This window comes from Cellulomonas sp. EB106-03-03-XG116, from assembly GCF_058792015.1.
In genome coordinates this window covers 1-18080 of sequence record NZ_JBYTEP010000024.1, presented here as the reverse complement: position 1 = coordinate 18080, position 18080 = coordinate 1, and the positions used below count along the sequence as shown (strand labels likewise).

The 18080-nt window shown below is 76.5% G+C and carries 17 protein-coding genes and 1 tRNA gene; 7 read left to right on the top strand and 11 right to left on the bottom strand.

The window, feature by feature from the left end:
* Positions 1 to 113: 113 nt before the first annotated feature.
* Together AC3WUG_RS10730 and AC3WUG_RS10725 are read right to left on the bottom strand one after the other, a co-directional pair.
* A complete protein-coding gene (locus AC3WUG_RS10730; RefSeq protein ID WP_492327644.1) occupies positions 114 to 776 on the bottom strand; it encodes a response regulator in 663 nt (220 codons plus the stop codon).
* Positions 773 to 1924 (bottom strand): sensor histidine kinase, encoded by a 1152-nt coding sequence (locus AC3WUG_RS10725; RefSeq protein ID WP_492327643.1) that lies wholly within the window; start codon positions 1922 to 1924, stop codon positions 773 to 775. The genes AC3WUG_RS10730 and AC3WUG_RS10725 overlap by 4 nt, the downstream gene beginning before the upstream one ends.
* A 206-nt stretch (positions 1925 to 2130) precedes the next feature.
* On the opposite strand from AC3WUG_RS10725, the gene AC3WUG_RS10720 reads away from it, so the two are divergent.
* Both AC3WUG_RS10720 and AC3WUG_RS10715 read left to right on the top strand, forming a co-directional pair.
* A complete protein-coding gene (locus AC3WUG_RS10720; RefSeq protein WP_492327642.1) occupies positions 2131 to 2628 on the top strand; it encodes a DUF1269 domain-containing protein in 498 nt (165 codons plus the stop codon).
* Between the two features lie 57 nt (positions 2629 to 2685).
* On the top strand, positions 2686 to 3123 hold the full coding sequence (locus tag AC3WUG_RS10715; protein WP_492327641.1) for a DUF7144 family membrane protein: 438 nt from the start codon (positions 2686 to 2688) through the stop codon (positions 3121 to 3123).
* A gap of 27 nt (positions 3124 to 3150) precedes the next feature.
* Here the strand turns inward: AC3WUG_RS10715 and AC3WUG_RS10710 are convergent, their stop codons facing one another.
* Positions 3151 to 5784: a winged helix-turn-helix domain-containing protein gene (locus AC3WUG_RS10710; protein ID WP_492327640.1), complete on the bottom strand. Its 2634-nt coding sequence runs from the start codon at positions 5782 to 5784 to the stop codon at positions 3151 to 3153.
* Positions 5785 to 6050: 266 nt separating this feature from the next.
* On the opposite strand from AC3WUG_RS10710, the gene AC3WUG_RS10705 reads away from it, so the two are divergent.
* Positions 6051 to 7355 carry a DUF1254 domain-containing protein gene (locus tag AC3WUG_RS10705; protein WP_492327639.1) on the top strand — a complete coding sequence of 435 codons (1305 nt, stop codon included), beginning with the start codon at positions 6051 to 6053 and terminating at the stop codon, positions 7353 to 7355.
* 9 nt (positions 7356 to 7364) lie between these two features.
* Here AC3WUG_RS10705 and AC3WUG_RS10700 read toward each other — a convergent pair whose 3' ends face one another.
* The 3 genes from AC3WUG_RS10700 to AC3WUG_RS10690 all read right to left on the bottom strand — a co-directional run bounded on the left by AC3WUG_RS10700 (position 7365) and on the right by AC3WUG_RS10690 (position 10923).
* Positions 7365 to 7571: a DUF8691 family protein gene (locus AC3WUG_RS10700; RefSeq protein ID WP_492327638.1), complete on the bottom strand. Its 207-nt coding sequence runs from the start codon at positions 7569 to 7571 to the stop codon at positions 7365 to 7367.
* 111 nt (positions 7572 to 7682) lie between these two features.
* Positions 7683 to 8261 (bottom strand): hypothetical protein, encoded by a 579-nt coding sequence (locus AC3WUG_RS10695; protein ID WP_492327637.1) that lies wholly within the window; start codon positions 8259 to 8261, stop codon positions 7683 to 7685.
* 142 nt (positions 8262 to 8403) lie between these two features.
* The gene (locus AC3WUG_RS10690; RefSeq protein ID WP_492327636.1) at positions 8404 to 10923 is read right to left on the bottom strand and encodes a hypothetical protein; all 2520 of its coding nucleotides are present in this window, start codon (positions 10921 to 10923) and stop codon (positions 8404 to 8406) included.
* A gap of 512 nt (positions 10924 to 11435) precedes the next feature.
* Between AC3WUG_RS10690 and AC3WUG_RS10685 the strand changes: the two genes are divergently transcribed.
* Positions 11436 to 11828 carry a hypothetical protein gene (locus AC3WUG_RS10685; RefSeq protein WP_492327635.1) on the top strand — a complete coding sequence of 131 codons (393 nt, stop codon included), beginning with the start codon at positions 11436 to 11438 and terminating at the stop codon, positions 11826 to 11828.
* A gap of 46 nt (positions 11829 to 11874) precedes the next feature.
* A complete protein-coding gene (locus AC3WUG_RS10680; RefSeq protein WP_492327634.1) occupies positions 11875 to 12228 on the top strand; it encodes a DUF6221 family protein in 354 nt (117 codons plus the stop codon).
* Between the two features lie 179 nt (positions 12229 to 12407).
* On the opposite strand, the gene AC3WUG_RS10675 is transcribed toward AC3WUG_RS10680, so the two are convergent.
* Both AC3WUG_RS10675 and AC3WUG_RS10670 read right to left on the bottom strand, forming a co-directional pair.
* The gene (locus AC3WUG_RS10675; RefSeq protein ID WP_492327633.1) at positions 12408 to 12845 is read right to left on the bottom strand and encodes an RNA-binding protein; all 438 of its coding nucleotides are present in this window, start codon (positions 12843 to 12845) and stop codon (positions 12408 to 12410) included.
* On the bottom strand, positions 12842 to 13027 hold the full coding sequence (locus tag AC3WUG_RS10670) for a lipopolysaccharide assembly protein LapA domain-containing protein (protein ID WP_492327632.1): 186 nt from the start codon (positions 13025 to 13027) through the stop codon (positions 12842 to 12844). Before AC3WUG_RS10670 ends, AC3WUG_RS10675 begins: the two co-directional genes overlap by 4 nt.
* 362 nt (positions 13028 to 13389) lie before the next feature.
* Here AC3WUG_RS10670 and AC3WUG_RS10665 point away from each other — a divergent pair, with 362 nt between their 5' ends.
* Complete coding sequence (locus tag AC3WUG_RS10665) at positions 13390 to 13662, top strand: DUF1905 domain-containing protein (protein WP_492327631.1); 273 nt, start codon at positions 13390 to 13392, stop codon at positions 13660 to 13662.
* A 113-nt stretch (positions 13663 to 13775) separates the two neighbouring features.
* Here AC3WUG_RS10665 and AC3WUG_RS10660 read toward each other — a convergent pair.
* From AC3WUG_RS10660 to AC3WUG_RS10650, 3 genes are all read right to left on the bottom strand, one after another.
* A tRNA-Val gene (locus AC3WUG_RS10660) sits at positions 13776 to 13849 on the bottom strand.
* Positions 13850 to 13899: 50 nt separating this feature from the next.
* A complete protein-coding gene (locus AC3WUG_RS10655; RefSeq protein ID WP_492327630.1) occupies positions 13900 to 14364 on the bottom strand; it encodes a redoxin domain-containing protein in 465 nt (154 codons plus the stop codon).
* Between the two features lie 10 nt (positions 14365 to 14374).
* On the bottom strand, positions 14375 to 14794 hold the full coding sequence (locus AC3WUG_RS10650) for a DUF3052 domain-containing protein (protein ID WP_147796321.1): 420 nt from the start codon (positions 14792 to 14794) through the stop codon (positions 14375 to 14377).
* Between the two features lie 475 nt (positions 14795 to 15269).
* Here AC3WUG_RS10650 and aceE point away from each other — a divergent pair, with 475 nt between their 5' ends.
* Positions 15270 to 18020, top strand: coding sequence for a pyruvate dehydrogenase (acetyl-transferring), homodimeric type (aceE, locus tag AC3WUG_RS10645; RefSeq protein WP_492327629.1), 2751 nt, complete (start codon positions 15270 to 15272; stop codon positions 18018 to 18020).
* The last annotated feature ends 60 nt before the right edge of the window (positions 18021 to 18080 follow it).

Below are 18080 nucleotides of genomic sequence, written 5' to 3'. Positions count from 1 at the left end.
GCGGCCTGCCCGCCCCGTCGACACCCACCACGCTCCCGTCGCGGGCACCCCCGCGACCTCGTCCGACCGGCTCGTCCGACCCGGTCCGAACGGATGCTCCTGGGGATCCCGGGTCAGTCCGCGGAGGGCGGCACCAGCCCCGCGTCGTGCGCCACGATCGCCGCCTGGGTCCGGTTGTCGACGCCGAGCTTCGTCATCGCGTGCGTCAGGTGCGCCTTCACGGTCGGCTCCGCCAGGTACAGCCGCCGCGCCGCGTCCGCGTTCGACAGGCCCTCCGCCACGCAGGCGAGCACGTCGCGCTCCCGGGCGCTGAGCGGGGCGACCCGGTCCCGGGCGTCCTGCGCCACCCCCGACAGCGCGGGCCCCACGGCGTCGAGCAGCCGGCGCGTGACCGCCGGCGACAGCATCGCCTCCCCCGCCGCCGCGGCGCGGATGCCCCGGTGCAGCTCGTCGACCGTGCTGTCCTTCAGCAGGTAGCCGGCGGCGCCGAGCCGCAGCGCGGGGACGAGGTACCGGTCGGACAGGAAGCTGGTCAGGACGACCACCGCGGCGCCGGTGCCCGCCCGGAGGATCTCCCGGGCCGCGGTCAGGCCGTCCATCACCGGCATCTGCATGTCGAGCAGGACGACGTCGGGCCGGTGCGCGCGCACCTGCTCGACGGCGGCCCGCCCGTCGGCCGCCTCGCCGACGACCTCGAGGTCGGGCGCGGCGGCGACGAGGCGGGCGATGCCGTGCCGGAACAGCGCCTCGTCGTCGACGACCAGCACCCGGATCACGCCGGCGTCGCCCGCCTCGGCAGCCGGGCGTCGAGCAGGAACCCGCCCGCCGGCGTCGGGCCCGCGTCCAGCCGGCCGCCGACCAGCGCCACCCGCTCGCGCAGCCCGGCCAGGCCGGTGCCGCCCGTGGTGAGCCCGGTCGGCACCGACCGCGCCCCCGTCGTGAGCACCTGGACGTGCAGCTCGGGCCCCGCGTCCTCGACCAGCACCCGGGTGCCGGCGCCGGGCGCGTGCCGCACGGCGTTGGTCAGCCCCTCGCGGACGACCCGGACGGCGGTGCGCTCCGCGGGGTCGGGCGGGTCGCGGTGTGCGGCGGCGACCACCGCGGTGACGGGCTGGCCGACGTCCCGCGCGGCGGCGACCAGCCCGTCCACCTCGGGGAGCGCGTGCCGGGCCAGCCCGTCCTCGCCGGGGTCGCGCCGCAGCAGCCGCAGCACCTCACGCATCTCGTCCAGGGCCGCGCGCCCGGTGTCCCGGATCTCCGCCGCCGCGTCGTGCACGGCCGGGTCGTCGGAGGCGGCGTCCAGCAGGTTCGCGTGCAGCACGATGAGGCTGATCCGGTGCGCGACGACGTCGTGCAGCTCGCCCGCGAGCCGGGTGCGCTCGGCCCGCCGGACCGCGAGGGCGGCGGCCTCCGTGGCGGCGCGCTCCTGGGCGACCCGCAGCACCGCCGCGTCCGTCGCCGACCGCTGCCCGCGCCCGGCGAGCCACGGCACGAGCACGTCGAGCAGCAGCAGGAGCGGCACCGCCACCCCGGTCCGGAACGCGGTCACCTGCCACACCGGCCAGATCATGAGCAGCGAGGCGAGCAGGCCGAGCCAGGCCGCGCGCGGACCCGTCCACCGCGCGACGAGGTACAGGGCCACCGGGGTCGCGAGCACGGGCGACACCAGGCAGAGCGCGAGGCAGCCCGCGAGCGCCAGCACCTCCCGGCGCAGCAGCAGCGTCGCGGCGCCGGCCACCTGCGCGGCGGCCTCCCACCCGACCGGCTCGAGCGCGACGCCGGCGCGGGCCCGCGCGACGACGAGCGCCAGGCCACCCGCGGCGGCGACCGCGGCGAGTGCGAGGCGCGGGGCCCCCGGCGCGAGCACCGGCCCGGGCACGTCCCCCGCGCGGCCGGGAGCCGTCCCGGCACGGTCCTCGGGCATGGCGACTCCCCCCGGTCGTCGGTGCTCGCGACGAGCCTCGCGCCCCGGCGGCCGCCCGGCGTCGTCCGCCGCGGATGACCCGCCGCGACCCGCCGGGGTCACCCGGCCCGGGCGATGCGCGCGTCCGGGGGCGCCGGTGAGGCTGGCAGACGTCCCGGCCGGCGACCAGGCCGACGAGACCGACGACCCGACGAAGGAGCACGACGGTGGCCACTCTCAGCGTGTGGAAGTTCGAGACCCCCGGCGGCGCGGAGCAGGCCGAGCACGCGCTCGAGCAGCTCGCGAAGCAGGAGCTCATCCAGGTGCACGACGCCGCCACGGTGTCCTGGGACCCGGACAAGTCGAAGCCGAAGACCCGGCAGGCGCACAGCCTCGCCGCCGCGGGCGCCCTGGGCGGCACCTTCTGGGGCATGCTCTTCGGCCTGCTGTTCTTCATCCCGCTGATCGGCGCGGCGATCGGCGCCGCGGCCGGCGCGCTCGCCGGGTCGCTCACGGACGTCGGCATCGACGACGACTTCATCGAGTCGGTGCGCAGCAAGGTCACGCCGGGCACGTCGGCGCTGTTCCTGCTGTCGTCCGGCGCGGTGCCGGACAAGGTGTTCGGCGCGCTCAAGGAGCAGGGCATCCACCCCGAGCTCATCCAGACCAACCTGTCCGAGGACGAGGAGGCCCGGCTGCGCGAGGCGTTCGAGGAGAACGCCTGAGCGGTCGCCGGGCCGGAGCGGGGACCGGGCCACGTCCCGGTCGGGAGGGGGACGACCATGACGAAGGCCTACGCCGACCCGGGCACCCGGGTGCGGCCGCGCGAGACGGGCTGGGTCGGCTGGATCTGGTTCGGCGCGCTCATGATGATCCTCGTGGGCCTGTGGGGGATGTTCAGCGGCCTGGTCGCGGTGTTCTCGCCGCACACCATCGTCGCCTGGACGAGCTACGGGCTGGCCGCGGTGGACATCTCGACGTGGGGCTGGGTGCACCTCGTGGTGTCGGCCCTGGTGTTCGTGGTCGGCGTCTCGCTGCTGACCACGGCCGCCACCTGGGCCCGGGTCACCGCGGTGGTCCTGGTCGGCCTGGAGCTGCTGCTGCAGTTCGCCGCGCTGCCGGCGACGCCGTGGTGGTCCCTGGTCTCGATCGGGCTGTGCGTGACGGTGCTCTGGGCGCTCGTGGTGCACGGCGGCGAGCTGCGGCCCGTGTCGACCTGAGGCGCGCGGCGGGCGGCGGGCGGCGGGTCAGAGCAGGCCGCGCTGCACCGCCGTGCGCACGGCCGCCCGCCGCCCGTCGACGCCGAGCTTCCGGTAGATGGCCCGCATGTGGGTCTTGACCGTGTTGATCGACAGGAACAGCGAGCCGGCGATCTCCTCCGAGGTCAGCGACGACCGCAGGCAGGCCAGCACGTCGCGCTCCCGGGGCGTGAGGTCCCACGCGGAGGCCCGGGGCGTCGGGGCCTCGTGCTCGGCGACGAGCAGCCGCGTGACCAGCGGCTCGTGCGCGCTCCCCCACTCCAGGTGCTCCGACAGCAGCGGGTGCAGCGCCGCGGCGCGGTCCCGCAGCGGGCGGACCAGCCCGTGCGGCTCCGCGGCCGCGAGCGCCGCCTCGAGCGCCACGTGCGCCGCCCCCGCGTCCTCGTCGGCGTGCAGCGCCGCCGCGGCGGCCAGGTTCGCGACCCGCACCTGGGCGGGCGTCCCGCCGAGGACGGCCGCAGCCCCGGCCGCGGCGCGCTCGGCCGCCCGCAGCGCGCGCTCCGCGCCCTCGATGTCGCCGATGCGCAGCAGCTGGTCGCTCTGCCAGCCGAGGGCGAGCGGGTCCGCGAACGCGACCGACGACTCGTCGACGACCGCCAGCGCCTCCCGCGGCCGGTCCTCGGCGCCGAGCTGCACGGCGGTGAGGAAGTCGCGGAACGCCGTCAGGTGCTCCGGGGCGGCACCGTCCGGCCACGGGGCGTCGGTGATCTCGCGGGCCCGCGCGAGCCCTGGCGCGTCGCCCTGCGCCAGGCAGACGATCGCCAGCACGCCCGCGGCGTGCACCGCGACCTCGCGCCGGTTCCGGCCCGCGGCCTCGATCGCGGCGCGCAGGTGGCCGGCGGCGGCGCACAGCTCGTCGCGCCAGTACGACGCGACACCGCACGCGAGGTGGGCCGAGGCGACGATGCTCGTGCCCTGCCACTCGTGCAGCGCCGCGGCCGCGAGCACGGCCCGCGCCCCGTCCAGCGCGGCGCCGACGTCGCCGCGCAGCGAGGCCGCGAACGCCTCCTCCGCCCGGCAGCCGAGCTCGAGCGCGACCCAGCCCCGCTCGGCGGCGAGCGCGCCGCCGGCCGCGAGGTGGCCGAGCGCGGCCGGGTCCGGGCCGTACTGCTGCAGCTCGGTGCGGCCGACCAGGTACAGGGCGAGCGCCCGGACCGCGTCGTCGGGCACGCCGCCGTCGGGCACGCCGCCGTCGAGCAGCGCCCGGCCGCGGCGCACCGACTCCTCCAGCGACGGCCGACCCGGGCCGAGGAACGTCCGCACCAGCTCGCCGACCCACGCCGGCCCGCCGTCGTCGTCGCCGGCCCCGTCGGCCTCGTAGGCGTGCGCGGCCGCGAGCGCCAGCAGCACGTCCGGGTCGCTGCGGTACCGCGGGGGCAGCGCCGCGCGCAGCCCCCGCACCTGGCCGACGTCGCCGCGCACCACCAGATCCGGCCACCGCTCCCCGAGCACCCGCGCCGCGAGGTCCGGCGCGTGCCCGTCCAGGGCGTGCCGGATCGCCGCCGCCGGGTCGCGGGGCCCGAGGTGGGCGGCGACCACCCGGTGGGCCACCCGCGCCGCGAGCGGGTCCCGCCGGGTCAGGACGACCCGCGCGTGCGCGGCCACCAGCGCGTGCCACCGGTAGACCGGCCCGTCGCCGCCGTCGCCGACGTCCGTGAGGAACAGGCCCCGGCCGACGCACTCGTCGAGCAGCCGGGCCCCGCCCGGCACCAGGGCCTCGGCGAGCTCCGGGTCGACCTCGTCGGCGACGCTCGCCCGCAGCACGAAGTCCGCGAGGTCGTCCGGCAGCGACCCGACGACCTCCTCCACGAGGTAGCCGGTGATCGGCACGTCGCGGTCGCGCAGGTGCGCCAGCGGCTCGCCCGAGCCGCCGAGCACGTCGGCGGCGAGCGCCAGCCGCACCGCAACCGGCCAGCCGCGCGTGATCTCCCAGAGCGCCCGGACCGCCGCGGCGTCGCCCGGGACGCCCACCGCGCGCACGACGTCGGCGACCTCCTCCTCGGTGAACGCCAGCGTCCGCTCGCGCAGCTCGCCGACCTCCCCGGCCATCCGCATCCGGTTGACCGGCAGCGCCGCGTCGTACCGGCCCGCCAGCACGAACCGGGGACCGCCGTAGCGGAGCACCGGCCCGAGGACCTCGCGCGACGTGCGGGCCGAGAGCAGGTGCACGTCGTCGAGCACCACCACCGTCTCCGGCGGCAGGGCCTCCAGCGCCGTGACCAGGACGTCGACCCGGCGGGCGACGCTCGCCAGCACCCGGTCGCCCGCCGCGTCGTCGTCGGGGCGGGCCCCGGGGGCGATCCGGTCGAGCGCGTCGCCCAGGACGCGCACGAGGCGGCCCGGCTCGTCGTCGAGCGGGTCGAGCGAGACCCAGGCGACCCGCCCGGGTGCGCGCGCGGCCCACTGCGCGAGCAGCGTCGTCTTGCCGAAGCCCGCCGGCGCGCTGACGACCGTCAGCCGGTGCGCGGCCACCGTCGCGGCCAGCGCCTCGTCGCACCGCGACCGCACGACCAGGCCGCGTGGTGGTCGCGGGACCGTGAACTTGCCCTCCGGGGCCGCGCGACCGCGACCCGCCCCCGCGCGCACCCGGCGCACCGTCCCGCCGTCGTCCCCAGCGTCCATCTCCACGCCCCCCGACGCGTGCCCGACCTCACCGTAGACCGCCTGCTCGCGGGCTCCCGGCTCGCCCGCTCCACAGTGACAGGTCCGGGGTGATCGTGAGTCATGTTTTCCCCTGACTCCCTCACCCGCTCGGGGTGAGCCGCCCGGCGGGCGCGCACGTCGTCCTCCGCGGCCGCGAGGTTCACGCGCCGCGGGTGAGGCCCCGGGCGCCCCGCGCGGCTGTGCTGGTGGGCGTCGGTGCGGGACGGGCGCGAGGACGGTGGGCGATGCCGGAGACCCTGCCCGCACCGGTCCCGGTCCCGCACGACCCGGAGGTGGTGCGCGCCGCCGCCGAGGCCGCGGTCTGGGCGCACCCCGCGCTCCTGGGCTACCGCGAGCTCCGCACCGAGCTGCGCACCGGGGTCGCCGCGCTGGGGCTGCTCGACCACGACGACGGCCCGCCCGCGCCCGGCGACGGGACCCGGTACGGGGACCCGCATCTGCTGCGGTCGAGCGCCTGGCTGGACCTGCGCGCCGAGCCCGCCGTCGTCGGCCACGCCGACCTGCCCCCCGGGCTGTACTCCGGGGCGCAGGTCGTCGACCTGCTGAGCCGCACGGTCGCCCACGTCGGCGCCGCCCGGACCGGGACGGGTGCGGGCGACTGGCTCGTCGTCGGCCCCGACTGGGACGGCCCGGTCCCGCCCGGGCTGCGCGGGGTGCTGCGGTCGGCGTCGTCGCTCGTGCGGGTGCTCACGCGCACCACGGTGCCGCGGCCGGGCGACCTGCCGGCCGCGCGGGCCGTGCAGCGGGCGTACCGGGTGCGGCCCCTGCACGCGCTCGGCGGGGTCACGCCGCCCCGGCCGGCACCGTCGGTCGCCTGGCTGCCGTGGGACGAGGAGCGCGCCTGGGGGGCCGGGTTCGTCGACTACCTCGCCCTGCTGCTCCGGCTGACGCGGCCCACGGACCCGGCGGACCGCGAGCGCGTCGAGCGGTGGGTGCGGCTCGGCGTGCTGCCCGGAGCGCCGGCCGGGTGGGGGCGCCACGGCCCGGACGCCCGGACCCGGGTGCTGGTCGCGCGCGGGGCGGCGCTGGGGGCGGCGCAGCTCGAGGACGCGCTGCGCCGCGAGGGGCCGGGCGGCACGACGGCGAGCGCGGGTGGGGGCGGGTCGGCGGAGCTGCGCCGGGCCGTCGCCGCGGAGCACGAGCTGCACGCCCCCGAGCCCGACGAGGTCCGCACGCTGCGCTGGCGCGCCGTCGACGGCGAGCCCCTGGACGGGCACCGGCGGTACCGTCTGACGCTGCCCACGCCCGTCCCCGCCCGGCTCGCCTGGTCGCTCGCGGCGCACGCCGAGCCGTCCGGCGAGCTCGTCGCGAACCGGGCGCGCCGGTACGCCCTTGGGCCGGGGACGCCGGACCTGCCCCGTGGACGCGACGGCGCGCTGGTCGTGACGCTGCAGCACGACGCGCCGGTCGACGCCGCCGGAGCGGCCGGGTGGCTGCCCGTGCCACCCGGGCCGTTCAGCCTGCTGCTGCGGCTCTACGCACCCGAGCCGGGCGCGGCGTGGTCGCCGGCGCTCCGGGTCGTCGGGTGACCGCCGCCGTCACGCGCGGCGGGACACCGCCTGGAGCTCCGCAATGTCGACCCCCAGGTCGCAGAGCAGCGCCACCACCCCGGTCAGCCCCGAGGCGTCGGGCACCTCGCAGGACAGGATCGCCCCGTCCCCGGTCGGCGCCGCCACGATGTCGGCGTACTCCCCGAGCCCGCCGAGGTCGCGCTCGGGGCCGACGACCCGGATGTGGTAGAGCACCGCCGCACCCCCTCGCCGCGTCCTGACCGCACGCCGCCAGCGTGCCGCCCGGCGGGCGCCGCGTCGTCACGCGCCGGGGGTGAGCCGGGGTGGCCGGGGGTGTGCCGGGGGTCAGGACAGGACGACGGCGACGGCCGCCTGGGTCTCGGGGACGACCTCGTACGACCAGCCCGCCCCCAGCTCCTCCAGCGGCAGCACGGTCACCAGCGGGTCCACGTCCGGGTCGGCCCCGTTCGAGCAGGCCACGTCGGCCTCACCGACGACCTCGCCGCCGACCCTGACCGTGAGGTGGGCGCCACGGCCGCGCTCCGAGGCGCAGACGACGGTGAAGTCGTGCGCCCCGCGCTCCGGGGCCTCGGACGAGCTGCCGGTCATCGCCATGCCCGGGCCGCCCGTCCCCCCGACGGACCCGAACCCGTTCTCGGCCGTCATGATCCCGTGGGCGAGCTCCGACACCCGCGCCCCCGCCACGTCCGGGTCGAACGTGCCGCCGCCCGCGGCCCGCGCGCCGAGCACCGCCGCGACGGCGACCACCGGGACCGCGAGCGCCACGAGCGGGACCCAGCGGCGGGTGGGGCGGCGGGCCGCGGGCCGGCGGGGGTCCTCGGCCGGCGCGTCGTCCACGACGACGACCAGGTCGTCCCCGCGGGCGCCCGCGGCACGCGCGCGCCGGTTCTCGTCGGCAGCCATGCGCCGAGCCTCGCACGCGGACCGGCCCGGAGAGGGGCGTTCGCGCGGCTCGGGGGCATGGCTGCCGACCCGGTCACCCGCGCCCCTCCCCTCCGCACCTGGTGCCGACGGGTACCCGGCACGTCGAGCGAGCAGCCGCGGACTACCCGCTCGACGCGTGCGGTGCTCTCTCGGCGCACGCGGGCGGCGGTGTCCGGGCCGCGGGCGGCACGGCGGACGGCGCGGACGGCGTAGGCCCGGTCGACCGGGCGGTGCGTCCCAGCAGCCACGTCGCGCACGCGGCCACCAGCAGCGGCACCGCCAGCCCGACGCCGGTCGCCGGGACGACGACGCCGGAGTCGTTGATCGCGAACCCGAACCCCAGCGCCACCGCGAGCGCCGTGAGCCCGCCGACCAGGAGCGGGGCGTCGTTCGTGAGCGCGCGCAGCGGCGCGCCGCCCGACAACCACGCGTACGGACCGCCGTCGGCCGCCCGCAGCGCCGAGCGCGCGGGGCGTCCGAGGAGGATCACGACGAGCAGCAGGCCGCCGATCGCCAGCAGGGTCTGCTCACTGCCGAGCAGGATGCGCAGGTTGGTGCCGGCCTTCCGGAGCAGGACGCCACCCAGCCCGCCGTCCAGCACGGTCTCGACGAACCGGCCGAGGTGCGTCCGCTCGTCGGCCGGCCGCAGCCAGTCGAGGACCGACAGCACGACCGAGGCCGAGATCCCCGCGCCGACCACCAGCACCAGCCGGCGCCAGCCGAGCCGGGCCCCCGCCGTCACCACGACCAGGACCAGGAAGCCCGCGACGACCACCGGCGGCCCGCCGAAGTTCGCCCCGGTGGTCGGCGTCGTCGACACGATGCCGGACACCACCCCGAGGGTCAGCAGCCCGGTGAGCGCGACCACCGCGGTCGCCGCCCGGCGCCGGCCCCGGCGGACCAGGGCGTCGACGAGCGCGACCGAGCCGAGGATGGTCGCCGTGACGAACAGGGCGAGCGCCGGGTTGCCGAACCCGTAGAACCGTCCGGCCACCAGCGAACCCGGGCCCATCAGCGAGTCGAGCGACAGCCGCGCCCCGAGCGCGACGTCCAGGCCGAGGACCGTCGCCGTGATCGCAGCGACGACGCCGACCGGGCCGAGCGGGACGCGCCGCCACGCCGGGACCGCGCACGCCGCCGCCGACACCACGAGCGCGAACGCCGCCACGAGCGGGCCGAGGACCCACCCCGGCTCCCCCGAGCGCCACCACGGCACCAGGTTCGCCAGGAACGTCGCCACCGGGATCGACGCGACCGCGACCGCGGCGACGCGGAGCACCTCGAGCACCCCGCGGGCCTGGGCCTGCTCCTGGTCCGCCTGCGGCGCCTCCGTGGCAGCCCGGGACCGTCGGCGGACCCACGCCAGCAGGGACCGCCCGCGGCGGGTCAGCCCCACGGTCACCGCGGCGTACAGCGCGAGGTTCAGGCCGACCCACAGCACGTAGAACCCCGAGACGCGCGGCGCGACCGCCTGCGCGCGCCGGTTCTGGTCGACGAGTGCCGCGACGCGCTCGGCCCCCGTCCGGTCGTCCGCGGCGGCCCGCGCCGGCGCGCCCACGAGCGCGCCCGCGGCGGCGTGGTCCCGGATGCCGAGCGCGTCGAGGACGGTCGGCGCGACGTCGGTCGTCTGCAGCAGGCCGGGCTGCCGCGTCGAGGCGGACCCGAGCAGGCCACCGGGCTCGCCAGGGCCGGTCGCGGCGGCGACCTGCAGGTGCGCGCGGCGGCCGGAGTCGGCCACCGAGACCAGCAGGACCGTCGGGTCCGCGTCGGACGCGCGGGCGGCCTCGAGGACGGCACCGAGGCGGGCGTCGAGCGCCCGCACCTGCTCGGCGCGGTCCGGTTCGGCGACGACCTCGGGGCCGATCTCCTGGGCCGGGTCGGCCCGGGTCGCGTCCACCGGGGACGCGTCCGCCTCGTCGCCGGCGGGGTCGGCCGCGACGCGGTCCCGCGTCGCCCGGCCCGGGTCGCGCACCGAGCCCGCGTCCACGACCACCAGCGACGACCCGGCCAGCGCGGCCGCCGTCGCGTCGCGCAGGTCGTCGACGCCCCCGGGCGCGTCGACGTGCTCCCCCACCGCCCGGCCGTCCGCGCCGGCGAGCGCGATCGCCGCGCCCGGCCCGATGCCGGTCGCGGCGAGACCGGACGACGCGACGGCGTCGCCGAGCAGCCCGAGCCGGGAGTCGTACGCGGAGGCGCCCGTCGCCGCGACGTAGTCGTCCCAGCCCGGCACCCGGTCCGCCGCGTCGGGCTCGGTCAGGGTGCGGCAGCTCCCGTTCTCGACCCGGGTGTCGTCCGCGCGACCGCCCGCGCCGACGGCGAGCCAGCCGGCGCTCGGGCAGGTGGACGAGCGCACGCTCCGGACGACCGTGCTCCCGACGGCGCCCGTCGCGGCGAGCTCCGCGAGGGCCGGGGTGCCGACGGCGCTCAGGTCGTCCCAGCGCAGGCCGGTGACGCCGACGAGCAGCACGGCCGCGCGCGACGCCGCCTCGGCGCGGTCCGCGGCGGCCGCGCGGTCCGCCGCACCCGGCAGCTCGCCCGGCAGCGCGCCCGGCACCCCGGCCGACGCCGCGACCGGGGTCACGAGCACCGCCAGGAGCAGGGCGGTCAGGCTCGTGAGGGCACGGCAGAGCAGCAGGGGCACCGGTTCACCGTACGAGCCGCCGCACCCACGCACCGGCCACTCAGGCGGCGTGGCCGCGCCGCCGCCCGGGCCGTTCGCGGGACGCTCACGAGATCGTCACGAGACGCCGACGACGGCCCGCGGACCGGCACCGGGCGGCGCGGGCGCGTCGGTGCGGGTCGGTGCGCCCTCGCAGCTGTTCTGCGCACGGCGTGCTGTGGCCCGCGACGCCGCGTGGTGACACGGGCCCGGGCTGATCCGGAGCCGTTGCGTCCGGGACGGGTTCGCCGGGCGGTCCGAGGCGTAACCTGGGGAGCAGCCCGGCAGCGACCTCATCTCCCTCGGTGCGCCTCGTCCCGGATCGTTCGTTCGGAGGGCGTCATGCCCGTCCCGTCCGCATTTCCCGCCCATCCCGCGACCGTGGGCCGGCGCCGGGGGCTCACGCACGCCGCCGGCGCCGGACCCCTCGCTGACGCGATCGTGTTCTCGTGACCACGGTCTCATCGGGAGAGGACCGCCGACCTGGACGATCGGTGCCTGAGCAGGGCGGGCAGCTGCACGACCTGCTCCGCGCATGGGCACGCGGGATCGATGCGCTCGAGGCCGCCACGGAGCTGCTGATCCGAGCGGGCCTGGCCGGGCCGACGCACCCGTGGGTGTGCCGGGCGCCAGGACCCGCGGGCGGCCGGGCCGTCGCGTGGATCGACTTCGCGGCCGTCTCCGCCTACGTGGGTCCGATGTCGCCTTCCGAGCGGCGGGTGCTGCTGTTCGCCGCGTCGCTGTCCGACGTCGACGCGGCCCCGGCCGTGCGGCTGGGCGACGTGACCCGCGTGGGGCCGCGCCGACTGGAGCTGCTGCTCGCGGCGCTGCGGCACGCGGGCGGCCAGCGCGACGCCTGGCGGGAACGGGCACGCGCAGGAGGATGAGGGCGACCGGGTGCCGGAGGGATCCCGATCCGAGGACGGCCCTTCGATGACCCTCACGACGTTTCTCCTCGAGCGCATCGCCGAGAGCGAGGCTGCCGCCCGTCGTCAGCTGCCGGGCGGCGCCCACGGCGGACCGCGCGGTCAGGCGGCGCGAACGGACGACGCCACCTACCGCAGGGATCCCGCAGACCCGGTGCGCCTCCTGGCCGAGTGCCGCGTCCGGCGGGAGCTGATCGTCCTCGCGTACGAGGCGACGGGCCTCGACGAGACCGTGGACATGGAGCGAGAGGCCGGCTCGCGGCACGACAGCGGCGTGCTCTACGTCGGGGACCGGATCCTGCGCGCCATGGCGTCGCTGTACGACGGGCACCCCGACTTCGAGCCGGCGTGGCGGGCCTGAGCGGCGGGCGGTGCTCGCCCGGGCGTCGACGCGATGGGTGTGCCCGGCGCGCCAGCTCGTCCGCGGACCCCCTGCGCCCGCGGACGAACTGAAGGTGTGCGCCGCGGCGCGACCGCCGCACGCGCTGGCTCCCGGGATCGATCGGGCTCGACCCGGATCGCGTCGACGGCCGGCGGCGCCTACTCGAAGACGATGCGGTCCACGGACCGTTGCACGTCGACCGCGCGGTCTGCCTCCACGGACTGACGCGCGGTCGCTTCAGCCGCTCGCTCGTCGCGCTCCCGGGAGACGGCACGCCCGATGTCAGTCAGCATCAGCGCGATCTCGTGCGCGAGCCCGTCCTCGAGCTGCTCGAGGCTGGTGTGGCCGATGAGCAGGCGCCTGTCCGAGACCTGCAGCGTCACCTGCGGGTAGCCGCGTTCGGTGAGCCGACGGACGGTGTCCGGTCCTTCGATCGCGGTCTTCTCGGGCACGGACACCTGGCGCGAGAACACGGCCGGGACCGTGTACTGCGTCGGTGCCTGGCTCGTGCCGAGCAGCGCCGGGAGGGCGCTGGTCAAGATCGAGGCGAGCCGAAGCGGCTGCTCGCCGGTGGCGAGCTCGCCGTAGGCGGTCATCGTCGTGCTTCGGTGGGGCGACCGCCGGCGGCACGGCGACGGAGCTGGCCGATGCGCAGAGAGGCGAACACCAGGACCACGATGCCCACGCCGAGGCCGGCGATGAGCAGCGTCAGCGCCAGCGGCGCGGTCCCGCTCAGGCCGAGGAAGGAGACCGCGACGGGGCCGGTGTTCTGCAGCATGAACACGACGAGCGCGACCAGGACCAGGACGCCGACGCAGACACCGAACCATGCGGCGCTCGTGCGGGTTCCCGAGGCCCGGGTGGGTTCGGTGGGGCGAGGTGCCCGGACCGTCGGCTCGATGGGCTGCCGTCTGCGGACGGGCGTGGAGTGGGAAGCAGGCTGGACGGGCATGACGCCCTCCGATGCTGGATCCGGGTCGTCGCCTCGCTGAGAGGTCCTCGACACCGGGCTGATCACCAGTCTACGCCCGCAGACTCGGTACTGACCTGCCGGTTCCCAGCCCGTGTCTGGGGCTACGGCGTCGGGTCGGACGACGGGACGGCCCCGGAGGAGGCGCGACGGCGCATACGCTCGGTTGCGTGGGCGAGAAGCGACTGAGTTTTCAGACGACGATCGGTGTCGACATCAAGGGCGAAACCTGGAGCTGCGTCGAGATCCCCGGCTCTGCGGAGTTCTTCGGCACCGGCAGGTCCGTCAGAGTCGACGCCCGCGTGGATGACGTCGCGCTGGAGAACGTCGGGGCGATGGTGACAGGGACAGGAGCCCACATGGTGTCGCTCAGCGCGAAGGTCCGCAAGGCACTGGGCAAGGGCATCGGTGACACCGTCGACGTGACCATCGTCGAGCGCTGACACGGGGAGTCGAGGGAGCGCTGGACGAGGAGCTGCGGACCGAGCACGTGCGACGCCGGTGACCCCCAGGGGGCTGCTCGGGAGCTACGTGACCTGCATGTCTACTAGGGAGGTGGGCCCGGCCGGTCTCGAACCGACGACCTCCGCGGTGTAAGCGCGGCGCTCTGACCAACTGAGCTACAGGCCCCTGCTGCGGTGCGCAGCCTACCGGTGCGGGTACCCCGGCCGGCGCCCGGGTCAGAGCCCCGCGACCGCCTCGCGGTACGCCGCGAACGGCCGCGCGACCCCGGCGGCGGACTCGACCGACCACCGCAGCACACCGGCGCCGTCCAGCAGGAACGACCCCCGCCGCGCGTACCCGTCGACCTCGTCGAGCACCCCGTACGCCCGCGCCGCCGCGCCGTGCGGCCAGAAGTCCGACAGCAGCGGGAACGTGTACCCGTCCTGCTCGGCCCAGGCGCGCAGCGAGGGCCCGGCGTCGCAGGACACGGCGCGGACGTCGACGCCCGCGAGCTCCGGCAGGTGCGCCTGCAGCTCGGTGAGCTCCGCCGTGCACACCCGGGAGAACGCGAACGGCACGAACACGAGCAGCACCGGCGCGCCGGAAGGGCCGCCGACCGCCACCGGGGCGCCGTGCGCGTCCGGCAGCGTCAGCGCGGGCGCGGCGGCGCCGACGACCGGCGGCCCCGCCGCCCCGCTCACGACCAGGAGGTCAGCGCCCGCGGCCGCGGCTGCCGAGGCGCGTCGCGGACCAGTCGCCCGCGATCGAGAACGTGCTCGTCGCGTGCAGGCCGGCCGTCGTCGCGGCCTCCTCGATGTCGTCGTGCCCGACGTGGCCGTCGCGGCCCGGCTTCGGGGTGAGGACCCACATCTGGCCGCCGTCGTCCAGCACGGTCATCGCGTCCATGAGGGTGTCGGCCAGGTCGCCGTCCTCGTCGCGGAACCAGATGACCACGCCGTCCACGACGTCGTCGTAGTCCTCGTCGACGAGCTCCGTGCCGGTGATCTCCTCGACCCCGGACCGCAGGGCGTCGTCGACGTCGTCGTCGTAACCGAACTCCTGGACCACCTGGCCCGAGGTGAACCCGAGACGGCCCGCCCCCGAGGGAGCGTCGCCGGTGCTGGATGCCACGTCCTGACCTGTTCCTTCCGTCGGGCGTGCCGGGCCGGTCCCGAGCACCACCTGTCGATGATCACCGAACGGTAGCCCACCGCACCCCACGTCCGCGTGGCAAGCGGCGTCGTGGCGCCGGGATGTCGGCGCGACGCGGACCAGCGCGTCCGGCCCGCGGGACGCCGCGACCCGGCCGCGACCCGCGCCCGGTGCGGCACCCGGCGGCCCGCGCCGGCGGCCCGGGCCGCGCACGCGCCCCGGAAAGGGCCCGTGACGTGCCCGGACGTGACCGGGGACACCCTCCCCGGAGCCGATTGTCACGGACGTCACGCATCCCGACCGGTGGACTGGGAGACTTTCGGTGTCCGGACGGCGGACAATGGTCCTACTACCCGCCCGGCGGCGGCGCGCACCGAAACCGGCGCGCACGCCGGCGGGCCGAGATGCGCACCGGGGCCGACCGGCCCCCCGCGTGGAGAGGCGAGGAGCACTGGTGGCTTCGAAGGACGAGCGCGGACCGCTCATCAACGGCCTGCTGAGCCAGGTCCCGGACGTGGACCCCGAGGAGACCTCCGAGTGGGTCGAGTCCATCGACGGGCTCATCGACGACAAGGGCGGCCCCCGGGCCCGCTACGTGCTGCTGAGCATGCTCAAGCGGGCGCGTGAGCGGAACGTCGCGGTGCCGGCCGAGCTGAACACGCCGTACGTCAACACCATCGGCGTGCACGAGGAGCCGTACTTCCCGGGCGACGAGGTGCTGGAGCGCCGGTACCGCTCGTGGAACCGGTGGAACGCCGCGGTCATGGTGACCCGCGCGCAGCGCCCCGGCGTCGGCGTCGGCGGCCACATCTCGTCGTACGCGTCGGTGGCGACGCTGTACGAGGTGGGCCTCAACCACTTCTTCCGCGGCAAGGACCACCCCGGCGGCGGCGACCAGATCTACTTCCAGGGCCACGCCTCCCCCGGCGTCTACGCCCGCGCGTTCCTCGAGGGCCGGCTGGACGAGCACCAGCTCGACGGCTTCCGCCAGGAGGTCTCGCACCCGGGCGGCGGCCTGCCGTCCTACCCGCACCCGCGCCTGATGCCGGACTTCTGGGAGTTCCCGACGGTGTCGATGGGCCTCGGCCCGGCGTCGGCGATCTACCAGGCGTGGACCAACAAGTACCTGCACCTGCGCGGCATCAAGGACACCAGCCAGCAGGACGTCTGGGCGTTCCTCGGCGACGGCGAGATGGACGAGCCCGAGTCGCGCGGCATGCTGCAGCACGCCGCCCAGCAGGGCCTCGACAACCTGACCTTCGTGGTCAACTGCAACCTGCAGCGCCTCGACGGCCCGGTCCGCGGCAACGGCAAGATCATCCAGGAGCTCGAGGCGCAGTTCCGCGGCGCCGGCTGGAACGTCATCAAGGTCGTGTGGGGCCGCGAGTGGGACGCCCTGCTCAACGCCGACAAGGACCGCGCGCTCGTCCACCTCATGAACGAGACGCCCGACGGCGACTACCAGACGTACCGCGCGGAGAACGGCGCGTTCATCCGCGAGCACTTCTTCGGGCGCGACCCGCGCACCAAGCAGCTCGTCGAGAAGATGACCGACGACGAGATCTGGGCGCTCAAGCGCGGCGGCCACGACTACCGGAAGATCTACGCCGCCTACAAGGCCGCGCGCGAGCACACCGGGCAGCCGACCGTCATCCTGGCGCACACCGTCAAGGGCTACGGCCTGGGCTCCGGCTTCGCCGGCCGCAACGCCACGCACCAGATGAAGAAGCTCAAGGGCGCCGAGCTCAAGGCCCTCCGCGACTCGCTCTCCATCCCGATCACGGACGAGCAGATCGACGAGAACCCGTACCTGCCGCCGTACTACCACCCCGGCCAGGACGACCCGGCGATCCAGTACCTCCAGGAGCGCCGCCGCCAGCTCGGCGGGTACGTGCCCGAGCGCCGCTCGACGCACAAGCCGCTGACGCTGCCGGGCGACAAGGCCTACGAGCTGCTGAAGAAGGGCTCCGGCACGCAGGAGGTCGCCACGACGATGGCGCTCGTGCGGCTGTTCAAGGACCTCGTGAAGGACAAGGAGCTGGGCCGGCGCCTGGTCCCGATCATCCCCGACGAGGCCCGCACGTTCGGCCTGGACTCGATCTTCCCGAGCGCGAAGATCTTCAACACGAACGGCCAGAACTACCTCGCCGTCGACCGCGACCTCATGCTCTCCTACAAGGAGTCCGAGTCCGGTCAGATCATGCACACCGGCATCAACGAGGCCGGTTCCGCGGCCGCGTTCCAGTCGGTCGGCACGTCGTACGCCACGCACGGCGAGGCGCTCATCCCGTTCTACTTCTACTACTCGATGTTCGGGTTCCAGCGGACGGCCGACCAGTTCTGGGCGGCCGGCGACCAGATGACCCGCGGGTTCCTCATCGGCGCCACCGCCGGCCGCACCACGCTGACCGGCGAGGGCCTCCAGCACGCCGACGGCCACTCGCCGCTGCTGGCCGGCACCATGCCGCACGTCGTGCACTACGACCCGGCGTACGGCTACGAGATCCGGCACATCGTCCGCGACGGCATCCAGCGGATGTTCGGCAGTGCTGTCGGCGACACCCGCGACCCCGACGTCATCTACTACCTGACGGTCTACAACGAGCCGATCGTCCAGCCGGCCGAGCCGGAGGGCGTGGACGTCGAGGGCATCCTCAAGGGCATCTACCTGCTGTCCCCGGCGGAGGGCGACGGGCCGAAGGCCCAGATCCTCGCGTCCGGCGTGGCGGTGCCGTGGGCGCTCGAGGCGAAGCAGCTGCTCGCCGAGGACTGGGGCGTGCACGCCGCGGTCTGGTCCGTGACGTCCTGGAACGAGCTGCGCCGCGAGGCGCTCGCCGCCGACCAGCGCGCGTTCCTGAACCCGGGCGAGGAGGCGCAGGTCCCGTACCTGACCGCCAAGCTCCAGGGCGCCGAGGGCCCGTTCGTCGCCACCACCGACTACGACCACCTCGTGGCCGACCAGGTGCGCGAGTGGATCCCGGGCCGGTACGCCACGCTCGGTGCCGACGGGTTCGGGTTCTCCGACACCCGCGCCGCCGCGCGCCGGCACTTCAAGATCGACGGCCCGTCGACCGTGGTCCGCGTCCTGCAGCAGCTCGCCCGCGAGGGCAAGGTCGCGGCGGACGCCCCGGCGCAGGCCATCGAGCGGTACCGGCTGCACGACGTGACCGCCGGCACCTCCGGCAACGCGGGCGGCGAGTCCTGACCGGACGCGCCTGAGCCGCACGGCGACGGGCCCCGCACCCCTCCGAGGAGGGGTGCGGGT